At 60.0% G+C, this 16,269-nt stretch carries 13 protein-coding genes and 2 pseudogenes; 6 read left to right on the top strand and 9 right to left on the bottom strand.

Features of this window, described 5'->3' with window-relative positions:
* Window positions 1-5: 5 nt before the first annotated feature.
* The 4 genes from Q4B98_RS00920 to mraZ form a co-directional block, all read right to left on the bottom strand.
* The gene (locus Q4B98_RS00920) at window positions 6-1,760 is read right to left on the bottom strand and encodes a penicillin-binding protein 2 (protein ID WP_303195548.1); all 1,755 of its coding nucleotides are present in this window, start codon (window positions 1,758-1,760) and stop codon (window positions 6-8) included.
* 170 nt (window positions 1,761-1,930) lie between these two features.
* Window positions 1,931-2,284: a cell division protein FtsL gene (locus tag Q4B98_RS00915; protein WP_303195547.1), complete on the bottom strand. Its 354-nt coding sequence runs from the start codon at window positions 2,282-2,284 to the stop codon at window positions 1,931-1,933.
* Between the two features lie 95 nt (window positions 2,285-2,379).
* Window positions 2,380-3,393, bottom strand: coding sequence for a 16S rRNA (cytosine(1402)-N(4))-methyltransferase RsmH (gene rsmH / locus Q4B98_RS00910; protein ID WP_303194787.1), 1,014 nt, complete (start codon window positions 3,391-3,393; stop codon window positions 2,380-2,382).
* Window positions 3,394-3,535: 142 nt separating this feature from the next.
* The gene (mraZ, locus tag Q4B98_RS00905) at window positions 3,536-3,964 is read right to left on the bottom strand and encodes a division/cell wall cluster transcriptional repressor MraZ (protein WP_303194785.1); all 429 of its coding nucleotides are present in this window, start codon (window positions 3,962-3,964) and stop codon (window positions 3,536-3,538) included.
* A 337-nt stretch (window positions 3,965-4,301) separates the two neighbouring features.
* On the opposite strand from mraZ, the gene Q4B98_RS00900 reads away from it, so the two are divergent.
* Genes Q4B98_RS00900 through Q4B98_RS00890 form a run of 3 tightly spaced genes read left to right on the top strand, consistent with a single transcriptional unit; the run spans window position 4,302 to window position 8,682 of the window.
* Complete coding sequence (locus tag Q4B98_RS00900; protein WP_303195546.1) at window positions 4,302-5,258, top strand: MoxR family ATPase; 957 nt, start codon at window positions 4,302-4,304, stop codon at window positions 5,256-5,258.
* A complete protein-coding gene (locus Q4B98_RS00895; RefSeq protein ID WP_303194784.1) occupies window positions 5,255-6,475 on the top strand; it encodes a DUF58 domain-containing protein in 1,221 nt (406 codons plus the stop codon). The genes Q4B98_RS00900 and Q4B98_RS00895 overlap by 4 nt, the downstream gene beginning before the upstream one ends.
* Window positions 6,472-8,682, top strand: coding sequence for a DUF3488 and transglutaminase-like domain-containing protein (locus tag Q4B98_RS00890; protein WP_303194782.1), 2,211 nt, complete (start codon window positions 6,472-6,474; stop codon window positions 8,680-8,682). The genes Q4B98_RS00895 and Q4B98_RS00890 overlap by 4 nt, the downstream gene beginning before the upstream one ends.
* 3 nt (window positions 8,683-8,685) lie before the next feature.
* Here Q4B98_RS00890 and Q4B98_RS00885 read toward each other — a convergent pair whose 3' ends face one another.
* Window positions 8,686-9,159, bottom strand: a complete 474-nt coding sequence (locus Q4B98_RS00885; protein ID WP_303194781.1) for a DUF3040 domain-containing protein — start codon at window positions 9,157-9,159, stop codon at window positions 8,686-8,688.
* 125 nt (window positions 9,160-9,284) lie between these two features.
* On the opposite strand from Q4B98_RS00885, the gene gcvT reads away from it, so the two are divergent.
* The 3 genes from gcvT to gcvP are packed head-to-tail and all read left to right on the top strand — an operon-like array spanning window position 9,285 to window position 13,778.
* Window positions 9,285-10,400: a glycine cleavage system aminomethyltransferase GcvT gene (gene gcvT / locus Q4B98_RS00880; protein WP_303194779.1), complete on the top strand. Its 1,116-nt coding sequence runs from the start codon at window positions 9,285-9,287 to the stop codon at window positions 10,398-10,400.
* A gap of 28 nt (window positions 10,401-10,428) precedes the next feature.
* On the top strand, window positions 10,429-10,800 hold the full coding sequence (gene gcvH / locus Q4B98_RS00875; protein WP_303194777.1) for a glycine cleavage system protein GcvH: 372 nt from the start codon (window positions 10,429-10,431) through the stop codon (window positions 10,798-10,800).
* Window positions 10,800-13,778 carry an aminomethyl-transferring glycine dehydrogenase gene (gene gcvP, locus Q4B98_RS00870; RefSeq protein WP_303194775.1) on the top strand — a complete coding sequence of 993 codons (2,979 nt, stop codon included), beginning with the start codon at window positions 10,800-10,802 and terminating at the stop codon, window positions 13,776-13,778. The genes gcvH and gcvP overlap by 1 nt, the downstream gene beginning before the upstream one ends.
* Window positions 13,779-13,860: 82 nt before the next feature.
* Here gcvP and Q4B98_RS00865 read toward each other — a convergent pair whose 3' ends face one another.
* The 4 genes and pseudogenes from Q4B98_RS00865 to Q4B98_RS00850 all read right to left on the bottom strand — a co-directional run bounded on the left by Q4B98_RS00865 (window position 13,861) and on the right by Q4B98_RS00850 (window position 16,231).
* Window positions 13,861-14,553 (bottom strand): FadR/GntR family transcriptional regulator, encoded by a 693-nt coding sequence (locus tag Q4B98_RS00865; RefSeq protein ID WP_303194774.1) that lies wholly within the window; start codon window positions 14,551-14,553, stop codon window positions 13,861-13,863.
* Between the two features lie 102 nt (window positions 14,554-14,655).
* Window positions 14,656-14,853 (bottom strand): annotated as a pseudogene (locus tag Q4B98_RS00860) (hypothetical protein); the annotation flags it as partial.
* A gap of 69 nt (window positions 14,854-14,922) precedes the next feature.
* Complete coding sequence (locus Q4B98_RS00855) at window positions 14,923-15,381, bottom strand: Hsp20/alpha crystallin family protein (RefSeq protein WP_303194772.1); 459 nt, start codon at window positions 15,379-15,381, stop codon at window positions 14,923-14,925.
* Window positions 15,382-15,501: 120 nt separating this feature from the next.
* A pseudogene (locus tag Q4B98_RS00850) lies at window positions 15,502-16,231 on the bottom strand (alpha/beta fold hydrolase).
* Between the last annotated feature and the right edge of the window lie 38 nt (window positions 16,232-16,269).

Here is a 16,269-nt window from a genome sequence, read left to right as displayed (position 1 = left end):
AGAACTCACGGCTGGTACTCCAAAGGTTCTTTGGGCGCTTTGTCAGTAGACGGTTGCACACCGTATCGCGGCAGGGCGACAGACATCAGTTGCCGTGCCGCCGGCTGTGCCACCTCCGTGCCTAGGTGCCCTTTGGTGGGCTGGTTGATGACGACGTAAGTGAGAATCCGGGGCTTCTCAATAGGGGCAACGGCGATAAACGAGGATACGTAACCGCGATAGCAGTGGCACTCCGGGTCAACTCGTTGAGCGGTACCCGTCTTTGCACCCATCCGGTAATCCGGGATGGGGCGTCCCTTGACCGTCGAGACGACGTTCTCCATCATGTCGCGAACCTGATCGGAAGCCTGCTGAGAAATAACTCGCCGAGTCGTTGTCTCTGGAATCTCCGCGGATTCGCCGTGACCGTCCACAGCCGACTTGATGATCGTCGGAGAGTGGTAGACACCGCCATTGACAACGCCAGCCACCGCAGCGGCCTCCTGGATCGCAGTCACTGCCAGACCCTGACCAAAGGCCACTTGATCGCGGGTGTAGTCGGGCATGTCGGGCTTGGGAATCTGTCCATGCGCCTCACCAGGCAGACCAATTCCGGTAGCTGTCCCCAAACCGAAAGACTTGAGGTAGGAAACGAAGGATTCCTTGTCAAGCTTTCGGGCGAGGAGAGCTACCCCGATATTCGAGGAGTGGACGAGCACACCGCGAGCAGTCAAATACTGGGTGCCATGGGACTCAGCATCGGTGATCTTGCCACCTCCCGAGGACAAGGCGGGAGGAACGACAACTCGGCTGTCAGGGGTGATGAGTCCCCGGTCAGCGAGAGCTGCCATCGTCAGTACCTTCTGAACGGACCCCGGCTCGTAAGCGTCCTGGATGGCCCGATTTCGAGTCTGATCTTCGGTGGCTTTTCCGGCTTCGTTCGAGTCGAAGGTGGGTGTCGAGGCCATGGCGAGCACCTCGCCATTCGTAACGTCCATCATGACGACTTCACCACTCTTAGCCTTGGCGTTCTTAACAGCCGTTTCCAAGGCCTGTTGGGCCATGAGCTGCATTTGCGCATCAATAGTCAAGGTGTAACTGGTGCCATTGACGGCGGGAACGAGGGTATTGGACCCCAACGGGATACGTCCCCACGTCGAAGCCTCATAGGACTCCTTGCCAGCCACACCGGCCAAGGCCTTCTCATGGGCGTATTCAAACCCACTAGCGCCCTTACCCTCGGAATTGACGAATCCGACAACATTGGACGCCACTTTCCCGGAGGGATAGGTACGGATGGGGTCATTTGAGCTGAAAACCCCGTACCAGTCCCCCTTCTCCAGATCTTGTTTGATGAGGTCGAAGGTGTAGCTATTGACGTGGCGCCGGACGACCACGTAGCGGCTGAGAGTGCCATTGGACTCGGTAGCCGTGACAGCCTTGCGATAATCCTCGGGACGTCCACCAAGATGCTTGGCAAGAATCTTGGCCACCGCCTTCGGAGCGGCAGCTGCCTTCTCCTGCTGGGTACGACTCATGGTGACGCGCTCGTCGACGCCATTGCGCGAGATCATGCGCGGGTCGACGAATACCAGCACTGCTGGCTGGGTCTGGGCCATAACAGTGCCATTGCGATCAGTGATCTGGCCACGATTGGGCTCCAAGTCGTATGTGTACTTCATCCGCGCAGCCGCCGAAGCTGCATACGCCGGAGCCTCAATTGCCTGCAGCTGCAGGGCACGGCTGGCCAGACCAATGGCGACCACGAGGAATGCTGCCATGACGATGGTCAGACGACCGCGTTGGGATGCTACCTGCCGGGCTGGTTTGCGACTCGACGCAGGCCGACCGGAACGAGACCCGAGTTGCGACGTCGCTGATCCTCGCCGAGCCGCAGAGGGTCGGGCGGAACCGGGGCGTCGAGTGGGGCTGGCGGGGTGTCGGGAATCACTCACGGCTGACCCGCCTTTGGCTTGGTCGTCTCACCGATGACTCCTGGCACCTCCTTGCCGTCGACCTTCGTCTGAGTTCCCATCACTTTGCCAGTACGCAGGTCGATGAAAGAGCCGTAGGGGTTCGGTCTCATGCCAAGCTCCTTGGCCTCTTGCTGCAAATGCTGCGATCCTCGCAGCTGAGCGACCTCACCAGCCAACACAGCTTCCTGGTGCTGCAGAACGCTGAGGTTGCGATTCTCCTTGGCAATCGTCATGGATTGTGCCTGAATCGTGGTGTTCAGCACCAGAAGCCCAGCGTATCCAACAGCGAGCATGACAACGATGAGAATGGCGAAGCCGAGTCGCCCCATCCTCTGCTGCTGGCCCCTCTGGGGCAGGACGCGCAGTACAGAACGCGACGACGTGGTACGCGCGATCGGCTGGGAACGCGGTGCTGGTTCGGCGCTCATCGGCTCTCCTTGGTCGCATACTGATCGGTGACGGAGCCGCGACGGACCCGCTCGATAACCCGCAACCGTGCTGAAGCGGATCGTGGATTTGTAGACACCTCATCGGCATCAGGGCGTTCAGCTCCTCGAGTGACCGCGCTGAACTTGGCTGCCATCGACTCCGGAACCATTGGCAAACCTGCTGGGGCAGAATCGGCGCAGGCGTCACGAAAGACTTCCTTGACTGGCCGATCCTCCAAAGAGTGGTAGGCGAGTACCGCCATCCGACCACCGACGGCAAGCCGGTCGAGGGCGCGCGGCAATACTGCTGAAAGAGTCTCCATCTCTCGGTTGACGGCAATGCGCAGCGCCTGGAAGGTGCGCTTGGCAGGATGTCCCGAGCGCTTGTGCCGTACGGAAACCGGTATTGCCTCGGTGATGATCTCAACAAGGCGCCCAGAGGTCGCAATGGGTTGATGAGCACGCTCGGCGACGATGGAACGCACAATGCGATCGGCGAACTTCTCCTCGCCATATTCGCGCAGTATCCGGACCAGGTCGGCTGAGGCGTACTCGTTGACAATCTCGGCGGCAGTAGGTCCACCGGACTGGTCCATGCGCATATCAAGCGGGGAATCAACGGAGTAAGAGAACCCGCGGTCCACCTCGTCAATCTGCAGTGAGGACAGCCCGAGATCGAGCAATACTGAATTCACGTACTCCAGCCCGAGATCATCAAGGATTTCGGGGAGCTGGTCATGGACGGCGTGGACAAGATGGACACGGTCTCCGAAAGGTTCGAGACGCGCACCTGCCATCGACAGGGCCTGCTGGTCACGGTCGATACCAACAACCTGAACCTGAGGGAACCGATTCAGAACGGCTTCGGCGTGGCCTCCCATACCAAGGGTGCCGTCGACGTGCACGCAATTGTCACCCTCGAGAGCCGGAGCAAGAAGGTCGAGAATACGGGCGGGCATGACCGGGATGTGGACGGCATCGCTACCGGTGGCATCGGTCGCCATGAGCATCCTCTCCCCGGCATGGTTTGCCAGCAACGTCTTCGACCGGTGTCAACGACCCGTGATCCGGGGTTCCGCTCCGGCTGAACCACCTGGCACAGGGGAAGTTGTGTCAGGGTGCCCGGTCGGACCGGAGCCTCGGATCACGTCGTCACTGTTCGGCAAAGACCTCCTCGTTCATGTCAGCGAAGGCCTCTTCCTGGGCTTCGGAGTACTTCTCCCACTCGACGGCGTCCCACACCTCGACACGGGTGATCGCACCCACTACGACGATCTCTTTGTCGAGACCGGCATAGCGCCTCAACATCGGCGGAATCATCACCCGCCCTTGCTTGTCTGGGGCGGTGTCGCTGGCTCCCGCTGCCAGCATGCGCTGGTAGTCACGAACCTTCTTGACGCTCACCGAGCCTTTGGCGATCTCCCGGGTCATCTCCACGAAGGTTTCAGTCGGGTAGATCGCCAAACACCTGTCCTGGCCTCTGGTGATGACCAACCCATCGTCCAACTCGTCGCGGAACTTCGCCGGTAGGAAGAAGCGGCCTTTTTCGTCGAGCTTGGGAGTATGCGTACCCAGAAACACCGGGCACCTCCTTGCTCCACGATCTCCTCCACTTGCCTCCACCATACTCCACAACGCTCCACTACGTCACCATTGCCACTCCCTGTTCGCCACCTACCCCCACTCCTGCCGCGCGATGAGGCCGTCATATGCCCCTTCAAAGGAACCCTTCGACCGTGTTCCGGGGATCACAGCAGCAACTCGGGCCTCACCGTCAGAAAGTCCCGATAGCATGGACCCGGCCATCGCTGTGCATGCCAGGAGGATCCCGTTGAGCTACGAAGAACTGCATTCGGCCTTTCCGGCCCATGCCCAACTATTCGACGATGTTGCGACCACGTCGGCGACGATTGACGACGTGGTGGCCGTGACGAATGCCATTCGCTCAGCCGTGGCGGGAGTCATCGAGGGTAAGAACGAACGCATCGACACCGCCCTCATCGTCCTCCTCGCCCAAGGACATCTCCTGGTGGAGGACGTTCCCGGCGTCGGCAAGACAATGCTCGCCCGCGCACTCGGCCGCGCCATCGACAGCACTGTGCACCGCATCCAGTTCACTCCGGATCTACTGCCCTCCGACATCACCGGCGTCAGCGTTTACAACCAGGAGAAGAAGGAATTCGTCTTCAAACCTGGCGCCATCTTCGCCAACATCGTCGTCGGAGACGAGATCAATCGAGCCTCCCCCAAAACCCAATCGGCTCTCCTCGAGGCGATGGCCGAGTGCCAAGTGTCAGCGGATGGCCAAACCCACGTCCTTGACTCTCCCTTCATGGTTATGGCCACCCAGAACCCGATTGAGATGGAGGGCACCTACCGTCTGCCGGAAGCCCAGCGCGACCGCTTCATGGCTCGCATTACCATGGGCTACCCAACTCGCTCCGCCGAACTTGCCATGCTCGAACACCATGGCGCAGCCTCTCCCCTCGATCAGGTCATCCCGGTCACCGATGCCGCAGAGGTTCGAAACCTCATCTCCGCTGTTCTCAAAGTTCATGTGGCAACCGACATTCACGAATACGTTCTGGACATCGTCGCTGCCACCCGCCATCACGAGTCCATTCGGTTGGGGGCGTCTCCCCGAGCTGCCCTTCACTTGATTCGCGCCTGTCGAGCTCGCGCTGCCATGAGTGGCCGTGGTTATGTAATTCCTGACGACGTTCAGGCCCTTGCTTCCCCGATCTTGGCTCACCGTCTCGTGCTCTCAGGACGCAGTGGGGCTGCGCGCCACGGCACTACCCAGGCAGCCGAGTCTGTCATCGACTCAATTCTGCGCCAGGTCCCGCTACCCGAGCGGACCCATCAGGACCGATGAGTTCCTTCTACGCGCCTAACTCCCCTCGTCATGGGATTCTCACCGCGCGAGGGCGTGCTGTCGGAATCGTCGGCATCGTCCTCGTGGTCATCGGGCTGAGCATCGATCAACGGGACCTTGCTCGAATCGGCATTCTCCTGTTCCTGTTGCCGTTAATCGCCATCGCGGTTGTGGCATGGTTCCGTCCCCGGGTTCGGGCCAAACGCAGTCTGGCCCCGGTACGGATACCGTTGGGATCCGAAGCCGTCGAAACTGTGACCGTGGAGCATTGTGGAGGATTGCCCTTGGGAGCGGCGCAGTTCACTGACGTCTTGCCAGCTGCCCTGGGTCAACCGGGAGGGGGCTCCTCGACCATTGAGACGTCGATTGTCCCCACCACCCGTGGTCGTTTCACGATCGGTCCCGTCATGATGCGTACCGTCGACCCTTTCGGCATGGCTTGTCGCCATACCAATCTTGGTGAAGTAGCCGAAGTCGTTGTGACGCCACGAATCGTCGACCTGGGCGCTTCCAGAGAGCTTGGCGCTCAGGGATTCGACACCAGATCTTCCGCCGTCAATGCCGGTAGACGCGGCCCTGATGACGCCATGGTGCGTGATTGGCACACCGGCGACTCAGTACGTCGTATCCACTGGCGATCCACAGCACACCGCGGCGATCTCATGGTCCGTCGTGAGGAACAGGCTTGGAACCCATCCGTAGTGGTGATGCTGGATTCCCGAGCCCGTCGCCACGCTGGCACTGGCCCCAACGCCTCCTTTGAGTGGGCCGTCAACTCAGTGGCATCCATAGCTACTCGCCTCACGACGGACGGGTACGTCACTTACGTCTGTGATTCCGCCGGCCCGCTCACCGGTGATCTTCTCGAGACCCTCGTCGATGAACCGTTGAGACCTGACGCCACCCTCGGCAAAGCCGTCGAATCCTGCCAAGGAATAGACGGCCCAGCCATCGCTGTCCTCGGAAGACTGGAATCAGATGACATTGATGATCTCGTGGATCTGAGACGAGACCGAGCTGCGGGACTTGCTTTTGTTCTGGACACTGACACCTTCGTGGCCCGCCGATTCCGTGGAACTGTTGAGCAGGCCGAAGAACACGAACAAGCTTTGACCAAGCTGTCAGATGCCGGATGGACGGTCGTTCCCGTCTACTCCCGCACCTCCATTGAGTCAGCCTGGCAACAGCTGTTGGGTGATGGGGTGGCGGTTTCATGAGCAATCCTCGTCGTGCCGCCAAGCCTCAGCCTTGGCTCTTGGAGTTCCTCGGACCAATCGAGCAACCACTCCACGGGGCGGCAATCCATCTGGCCGTTGCTCTAGCGTTAATTCTGACGACTCTTTCGCTGTCGAGTCTCACCACTGACCCTTGGTACTGGATCGGGCCGACGGCCATCATCATCCTCTTGGAGGCCATTGGGCTGCTGTGCCGACGCCGTCATTGGGATCACGCCGAGGTACAGGGCGTACAAGCCATCACCGTTGTCGTCATTGCCGTGGTGATGGGAGGAATCTGCGCATCCATAGCCGGGTCATCGGGCAGCTTCCCCTTCAGTTTCCTGCACCTTTACCGCGACACCGTCACCCTCATCACGACCACTTACGGACCTCTCCCGCCGTCGATTGGAGTCATCTGGTTGGCGACGACAGTAGCCGGTATCCTCACCGTCCTGACAGACTTGGTCACCGTCACCTTGGAGAGCCCAGGATGGTCCCTTGCCCCACTATTGGCCGCTCATCTGTTAACTGTTCTGGCGGTAGCTGATGACGCCCCGTGGTGGAGTTTCACTCTGGTTGCAGCTGGGTGGCTCACCATCCTTGCTGTCGATCACGCGCTGCGCGGCGGCGGCCGATTGACTGGGCTTTCAGCGATTATCATCGGGGCCATCACTATTGCCCTTGCGACGATTCTGGCGACCATCGCTCCAGTGTGGGGCCACCTCGACCTGGCTCGCCCGTCAGCAGGTCCGTCGGCTCCGGTGCGCATGAGTGACCCCACTATCGATCTACGTCGCAATCTCCACAACAAGTCAACGGCCTCAGTCATCGACTACATCACCAACAGCCCTGACGGCGAGTACCTGCGCCTGACCTCTTTGCCCAAGATGACAGATGGTGGATGGGGACTCATACCAGTCGATCTTGAGCACTCTGCTCCCGGCGTGGTTCCGGGACTGACCGGCCATTCACAGACCCACGACGTCGATATCGCAATCAACAGTTTCTCGTCCCAATACCTGCCCGCACCATATGGGCCGATCGATGCCGATGTGGACCATACCTGGGCCTGGGACCCCGGCAGCCTGACGATCGTCTCAACCTCAGCCGATCACCACCACGCGACCGACGACATGCAATACACCATTTCCGCCCAGGAACCGGATCCTGATCCAGCAACCTTCGATGAGGCAAAGGTCGGCGTTCCTGACGACACCGTCTATACCGAGGTCCCAGATTCGGTACCAGCCGACATTCAGGAGCTGACTCACGACATCGTTCAAGGCAAGACCGCCCCGGTGGCCAAAGCCGTCGCCATCCAGAACTGGCTGCGCGACGACTCCCGATTCCATTACGACATCAATGCCCCCGAAGGCAACGGGTTCCAGGTGCTCCAGGCCTTCTTGCTGCGAACCCACAAGGGATACTGCATTCACTTTGCAGCCTCGATGGCGCTCATGGCCCGCCTCGAAGGAATCCCCTCACGGGTTTCTGTCGGATTCCTTCCTGGAGATCACAAGGGTGACAGATGGGCAGTGCGAGCCAACCAGATGCACGCGTGGCCGGAGTTGTACTTCCAAGGCTATGGATGGGTGAGGTTCGAGCCGACCGCCGCAGTGGCTCCAGAACCGGCTTGGACCAACAAGACTGCTGCCACGCCGTCTCCCAATGCGACCGCGTCTGCCACCATGACACCCTCGCCGCAGTCGACCAGCTCGCCATCATCAACTCCAGCGCCCACAGCCCCCATTACCCCGGCAGTGTCAAACAGCCCCGTTCCCGTCAGCACCACCGGCCATAACAGCGTCAATTGGCCAGTCCTCATCGTCGTGCTGATCGTCCTTATCCTGCTCGTCTTGCCGATGTTCATCCGCATGACCATCGCGCGACGCCGAACGTCGAACGGGTCCCCAGCCGACACCTGGCAGGAGTTGCGCGCCCTGTGGATTGACCACGGGCTACCTTGGCCCGATGGCACACTTCGCCGCCAGGCCACCGCATTGACCCAAGACATGGACGAGGCCACCGCCCGGGCCGTACGTCGGCTGGCCTTGGCCGAAGAAAGGGACCGCTGGTCGGGTGAGGAGGGTCATTACGAGTCGATGATCTCCGACCTCGCAGCGGTCAAAGAGTGGCTGACGAAAACACGCACTCCGAAACCTCATTGGTTGGCTATCTGGATTCCGGCGTCTCTGGTCAAGCGATGAGTCTCATCGCGACTGACGCCGCCGCCACCTCTCCTCCATCCGCGCGGTGAAAGAGTCAGGATTGCTCTCACGGTTTCCGCCATTCGGCTGCATTCGACCCCTACTCCCCCGGATTCTGCGGTTGCCTCCTCGGATTCCACCGCCGCGCAGGGTTATGTCCTGGTCTGTGGGCACCAGCACTCCGACCGCCGCAGCCATAACGATGAAACCGGCAACTGCCAGCAAGCCGCTGCCTATCACGACGCCTCCGACAACTCCGGCAAAACCCAGCAACACCATGGCAGATCCGAGAAGGATCTTACGGCGACGAACCCGGACACGACGCATCCGCCGCTGCTCCACAGCATTCGCTACCGGGGAGGGACGACGGGTTGCGGAAGCTTTCTGAGAGAACGATCGGGTGAAATCAGGATCGTCAGTGGACAGGTATTCTTCGAGCTCGGCGAGGCGCCGCTGTTCCTCTGCTGACAAGGGCATCTCGAACTCCTACCCGACCTGCCACGGAGTTCGCGGTATGAACTCCGTCGTACGTCATCAAGTCTACTTCCTTAGTTCTGACCGGGAGCAAGCAAGCGGTCCCACGTCATGCCATACTTCCAAACATGACCACGCTTCGACTCACACCACTGGCGGCTGTTCATGAAAGTCTCGGAGCATCCTTCACCGACTTCGCAGGCTGGAACATGCCGGTGCGGTACTCCTCAGATCTGGCTGAACACCACGCTGTCCGCAAGAATGCCGGTATCTTCGATCTGTCCCACATGGGCGAGATCAGAGTCTCCGGGACCGACGCTGGGAAAGCCCTCGACTATGCCCTGGCAGGCAAGCTCTCGGCTGTCGCAGTGGGCCGCGCAAAATACTCCCTCTTGTTGACCGACACTGGCGGCGTCGTCGATGACGTAGTGACTTATCACCTCCCTGACGGTGACTATCTCGTCGTTGCCAACGCAGCCAACGCCGAAACCGATGTCGCGGAGCTGACTAAGCGGTGCGCTAAATTCGACGTCACCGTCTCCGATGAATCAGCTCAGACGGCTCTGGTCGCAGTACAGGGCCCCAAGGCCGTCGACATCGTGCTGGCGGCCTTGGCGTTGACCGAGACCACACTCAATTCCGACGACGTCCGCGACCTCAAGTACTACCGCTGCCTGACCGGCCAGCTCAATGGCTCCCCTGCCCTCGTTGCCCGTACCGGATACACCGGCGAAGACGGTTACGAACTCTATGTACCTGCTAAGGCAGCTGAACATCTCTGGAGTCTCCTCATGAAGGCGGGCGGCCAAGATCTCACCCCGTGTGGTCTGGCCTGCCGTGACACGCTGCGCCTGGAAGCTGGTATGCCCCTCTACGGGCATGAGCTGGGTACCGATATCCACCCCTCCCAAGCGGGCCTTGGACGGGTCGTCAATTTCAAGAAGGAAGGGGATTTCGTCGGGCGCTCTGCTCTCGAAAACCGTGAAGACACCCATGACCGGGTGTTGGTCGGACTGGCTGGGGAAGGCCGTCGCGCCGGACGGGCCGGTTACACCGTCATGAATGAAGGTCAGGAGGTCGGATATGTCACTTCCGGCATCCTCTCCCCCACTTTGGGCCACCCGATCGCGATGGCCTTCGTCGATCGCGACGTTGCTGAGGTAGGTACCTCGCTCAGCATCGATGTGAGAGGCAAGACTCTCAACGTCACCGTTGTCGATCTGCCCTTTTACAAGCGTTCCTGACACCAACCACCAATCATTAGGAGCAACTATGAACCTGTCCGATCTCAAGTATTCTGCCGAGCACGAGTGGGTGGCCATTGACGGCGATGTCGTCACCGTTGGCATCACCGACTACGCCGCTGAGGCCCTCGGCGACGTCGTCTTTGTCGACATTCCCGAGGAGGGCAGCGACGTCCAGGCCGGATCGGTCGTCGGCGAGGTGGAGTCGACCAAGTCGGTCTCTGACCTGTTCAGCCCGGTCACTGGGACCGTTTCCGACGTCAACGAGGCCATCTCTGAATCCCCTGAGCTCGTCAATTCCGACCCCTTCGGTCAGGGATGGCTGTTCAAGGTCTCGGGCGGACAGCTCGCTGAAGACCTGATGGACCGCGACGCCTACCTCAAGCTCACCGCCGAGTGATGGCGATGATCGACCAGGATCGGCACACCCACGAGGGGGCACGTCCCTTCTCAACCCGTCACGTCGGATCTGTCGACGAGGATTTGCGATTCATTGCCAAGACAGTTGGAGTGACCGAACACATAGTTCGTGACGCTATCCCGCCTTCCGTCCTTAATCCTGACGGAGACAGCTGCTCCGTTCGTACCCCGAATCTGCCGCCGGCCGCTGAGGAGGAGACTGTTCGGGCCGAACTCTCTGACATTGCACAGAGCAACCGTGTCACCCGCGCCCTCATCGGGCGTGGCTATTACGGAACCCTGACCCCACCCGTTATACGCCGCAACATCCTGGAGAATCCTTCCTGGTACACCGCCTACACCCCGTATCAGCCGGAAATCTCCCAAGGTCGTCTCGAAGTATTGACGATTTACCAGCAGCTCATCACCGATCTCACCGGTCTGCCCCTGGCAAATTCCTCCCTGCTCGATGAGGCCACTGCGGCTTCCGAGGGAATGCTGTTGGCCCGCCGCGCGACCCGTAAGGTGAAATCCAACCGCTTCCTAATTCACACCCGAATCTTCGATCAGGTTCGAGACGTTGTTCTTGGCCATGCTGAAGCGGCAGGTATCGAAGTCGTCGAAACTGATCTCCGCGACCCACAGTGTTGGCGGCCCGAAGTCGAGGCTGGTTGCTTCGGTGTGCTGGCCCCTTACCCCGACAGCGCCGGTGCGCTGTGGAATCCTTCCGAGGTTTTCGAAGCCGTTCACCAGGTTGGCGGCATCGCCGTTGCCGAGTGCGACATACTGGCTCTGACCCTCATGACTCCGCCGGGAGAATATGGCGCAGATGTCGCCGTCGGTTCCTCGCAGCGCTTTGGCGTTCCGATGGGCAATGGCGGTCCACACGCGGCTTACATGTCGGTACGCGCTGGGCTGGAGCGTCAAATCCCCGGGCGTCTGGTGGGCGTCTCGAATGACGCCGATGGTAATCCCGCGTATCGCCTGGCTCTGCAGACTCGCGAGCAGCACATTCGCCGGGACAAGGCCACCAGCAATATCTGTACCGCTCAGGTACTTCTTGCTGTCGCAGCTGCTGCCTTCGCCATCTGGCATGGGCCGAAGGGTCTCACCCGGATCGCCACGCGGGTACGCAATCAAGCTCACCAGCTCGCCTCGGCCTTAACGGCTGGTGGTCTGGAAGTCGCCGATGAACCGTTCTTCGACACCCTTCGCATTACTGCTAAGGGCAGTTCCAGGAAGCTGTGGAACAGAGCCCGCGAAGGCGGATACACCTTGGACCTCGTTGATGAGGACACCCTTCAGATCGCCATCGACGAGACAGTCACTCCCGATGAGCTGCGCGAACTCGCTCAACTACTGGGCGGCGACAGCGACAGCCTCCAAACCCCGACGCAGGAAGTCTGGCCGCAGGACCTACGCCGCACCTCCGACTTCATGACACACCCGGTGTTCTCCAGCTACCACACTGAGACCGCCATGATGCGTTATCTGAAGAGGTTGGCGGATCGTGACTATGGGCTGGACCGGGGCATGATTCCGCTCGGCTCATGCACCATGAAGCTCAACGCGGCAGCTGAGATGGAGGCCATGACGTGGCCGGAGTTCGGTCAGATGCATCCCTTTGCCCCGGCGGAGGATCAGGCCGGAAGCTTGAAACTCATCCGCGACCTGGAGATCTGGCTGACCGAGCTTACCGGTTACGACACCGTCTCCCTGCAGCCCAACGCAGGTTCTCAGGGCGAATACACCGGTCTAGCAGCCATCCGCAGTTATCACCTGTCTCGCGGGGACACCGAGCGCACTGTGTGTCTCGTTCCGGCTTCTGCCCACGGCACCAATGCTGCCTCGGCCGCCTTGGCCGGTCTCAAGGTCGTCGTCGTGAAGTCCAATGACGACGGCACCATCGATAGAGACGACTTGGCTGCCAAAATTGCCCAGAATGAGGGCCGTATCGCCGCGATCATGATTACCTACCCATCGACCCATGGCGTCTACGAGGACGGCGTGCGACAGGTCTGTGACATGGTCCACGAGGCCGGCGGCCAGGTCTACATCGATGGGGCCAACTTCAACGCCCTCGTCGGATGGGGACAATTTGCCCGAATTGGCGGCGACGTCAGTCATCTCAATCTGCACAAGACCTTCGCCATACCTCACGGCGGTGGTGGCCCTGGTGTTGGCCCGGTGGCTGCGAAAGCTCACTTGGCCCCCTTCCTACCTGGCCACCCGCTCAATCCACGCAATGAGCACCCGCTCAATGGTGGCGGGACGGTAGCCCACAACGGGCACGCCGTGTCCGCAGCACCGTTCGGATCGGTGTCTGTCCTACCCATTTCCTGGGCGTACCTGCGACTCATGGGGCTTGAGGGCTTGCAGTTCGCGACAGAGGTAGCGGTCCTCAACGCCAACTACATCGCACACCGCGTCCACGACAAGATCCCGGTCCTCTACACCGGTCAGAACGGTTACGTGGCGCACGAGTGCATTCTGGACCTGCGACCGCTGACGGCCGAAACGGGTATCACCGTCGACGATGTGGCCAAGCGACTTATCGATTACGGCTTCCATGCACCGACGATGAGTTTTCCGGTTGCGGGGACCCTCATGGTGGAGCCGACCGAATCAGAGGACCTTGCCGAACTGGACCGCTTCTGCGACGCCATGCTGGCGATTGTTGAGGAAGCCCGGATGGTGCAATCGGGTCACTGGCCTGCCGACGACAACCCGCTCGTCAACGCACCGCACCCAGCTGCCCGCCTGGTGGCCGACGAGTGGAACCATCCTTACCCTCGTGAGCTGGGCTGCTACCCCGGTATGCGTCTAGGAGTCCAGCGAGATCAAGAGCGTGGGTTGGACGTCAGCACTTTCACCCGAATCCAAGCCAAGTACTGGCCTCCGGTTGGCCGAGTCGACAACACCTACGGAGACCGTCACCTGATGTGTACGTGTCCTCCACCAGAGGCGTTTGAGGACTGATGAGTACCAAAACTGGCCGGGGTTCGATCTACGTCGGATCCCGGCCAGTCGATGTCAAGAACAAGCCCCAGATACAGGTCTATCAAGCAGCTGCCTGCGGCGCGACCCGGGAAAGCCGCATGACGACAGCACGGGTGGCACGCTCAGCGCCATCACCGTCACTCATGGTGATGGCATCAAGAATGTCGCGATAATGAACGAGATTGGCGCGATCCTCATCAGTCACTTCTTGGTCCTCGTACTGCTCATCAAGATAGCTAAGCATCAACGGGACGTGGGCGACATACAGCGGGTTACGAGTAGCAGCAAGAAGAGCACGATGGAACGCATGGTCATTGTAGGCAAGGCCCTTCGAATCACCATCGCGAATGGCTTGTGTCATGCCAGACACTGCGTTCTGCAACAACCTGAGGTCAGCACCGTCGGCGCGCTCGGCAGCGAGTCGAGCCGCAATCGGTTCCAATGCAATACGCAACTCGTTCGTCCAACCCATTTCCTGATCGCGCTTATTGCCCGACATATGCCAATGCACGACTTTGGGAGACAGTACGTCCCACTGGTCCGATGGCAGCACTGTCACACCGACGTGACGCCGGGAGCGCACCAAGTTGACAGACTCAAGAATCTTGACTGCCTCGCGGCAGACGGAACGGGACGCGCCAGACTCCTGCTCAATATCTTCCAGACGCAGCACATCACCGGCCTGAAGATCACCGTCGACAATGCGAGCGCCCAGACGGCTAGCAACTGATGAAGCGAGGAACTCCTGAGGCATACTAATAAAGGTAGCGCACGTCCACATATGAGGTCCGATTTCCTCGGGGAACGCTCAATGGTTGTTATCGTCAGTGCCGTATAACAATAGCATTTATCTGAATTATGTGATGTTTACACACCGCCGACACGCACACCCTGTGCCTTTCCTAAGCTGCGAACACATAGCCTCATGAACCTCCACAACGATCTCTTTCATGGCGTCCGCAGCAGCCTCTGGATCATGCGCAACTACGGCGTCGGCAATGCTGCGGTGGAATCCCATGGCTTCTTGCTTCGGCTGAAAGAGGTGGGTACGGCCCCCAGACCCGAAAACACGACGGCCGGCTCCCATTGCTGGGAACCGGCCGTCGTATGAGCTTTGACGAACTCACTGCTCCTGGTGATCGCCTGAACCGACCTGAGCCTGGTCGACCGTGCCAGCAATGGTGGTCGAGCCATGCTTGACTTCCACCTTGCGCGGCTTGGCAGTCTCAGCAACCGGGATCGTTAGGGTGAGTACGCCATCGGTGTACTCGGCTGTGATTCGATCGGTGGCCAGCCCGTGTCCGAGAGTGAGCTGGCGAGCGAAGGTGCCCATGGCCCGCTCACGAGAGAGCCACTGCACGTCCTGATTCACCTTGGCTGCACGCTCGGCGCGAATAGTCAGGGTGCGATCGTCGATGTCAATGTCGATAGACGCCGGGTCGACTCCCGGAAGGTCCACCGCCACGATGTAGTTGTCGCCATCTCGGTAAAGGTCCATGGGAACCGCCACAGTCGCCGGCGTCCTGGTGACGTCGGAGAGCAGTCGATCCATCTCACGGAAGGGGTCAAAGGTATGAGCCATCTCAACACTCCTGCACATTCAGCAGTTTCCTGCATCGACTCACTCTGAGTCGTGATGACTCAAGTTTAGACATGAGCCACCCAGACTCAACAACAGAGTTGAGCGTAGTTCGCTCATGGCTCACATATCCTGGGTTCCGTTATGCCTTCGGTTGATGTGTCTGCCACCGGTAAGAAAAGGAACTGCAACGTCGCAGAACTCGTCGCCTTTCGTGATGTGAGCGCGGTGTCCCCCCCTCAATGGTGACCATCCGGGCGTCCGGCAGTGCGTTGACCACATCGTGCAACCGGTCCTGACGCAGGTATGACGACTTACCTCCCCCGATGACGAGAACCGGCATGGTCAGCCGGGACATTCCCTCCCACCACTGCGGATTGGGCTTGAGTAACTCGCGGCTGACCTTCCACACCATCTTGGGGTCGAACTTCCTGCGTCCAGCAACCGCCGCTACCTCCAGAAGTAAGGCATCGGAGTACCTCCTCATGGGCGGTGGATCCTGAGGCACCCGTCGCAGCACGGGCATATCTTCCAGCAACACCCGATCACATCGCTCTGGTTGCCGTTGAGCCACCATGGACGACACCAGGGCACCCAGGGAGTGACCTACCAGGGCACATTTTTCAACGTTGCGAGCGTCCATCTGCTCAATAACATCGGTAGCGAAAGCTTCCAGAGGATAGTTAGTTCCGACTCCCCTGCGGGTATCAATCGGGCCATGTCCCAGAAGAGACAGCTGATGGACGGGAACCTTCTCGACGTTAAATGCCAGCACAAGACCACCCCATGTGGTTGGCGAGCTGGTGATTCCATGGACGGCGACAACAGGAAGATCCGTGTTCACCTCTGGCACGATAGATCGTATTTTCGGCTGTACAACCATGGGAGGAG

Source organism: Cutibacterium sp. (genome assembly GCF_030525615.1).
GTDB lineage: Bacteria > Actinomycetota > Actinomycetes > Propionibacteriales > Propionibacteriaceae > Cutibacterium.
Note: the sequence above shows the minus strand (reverse complement) of the source record. Positions and strands in the feature narration are given on the sequence as shown.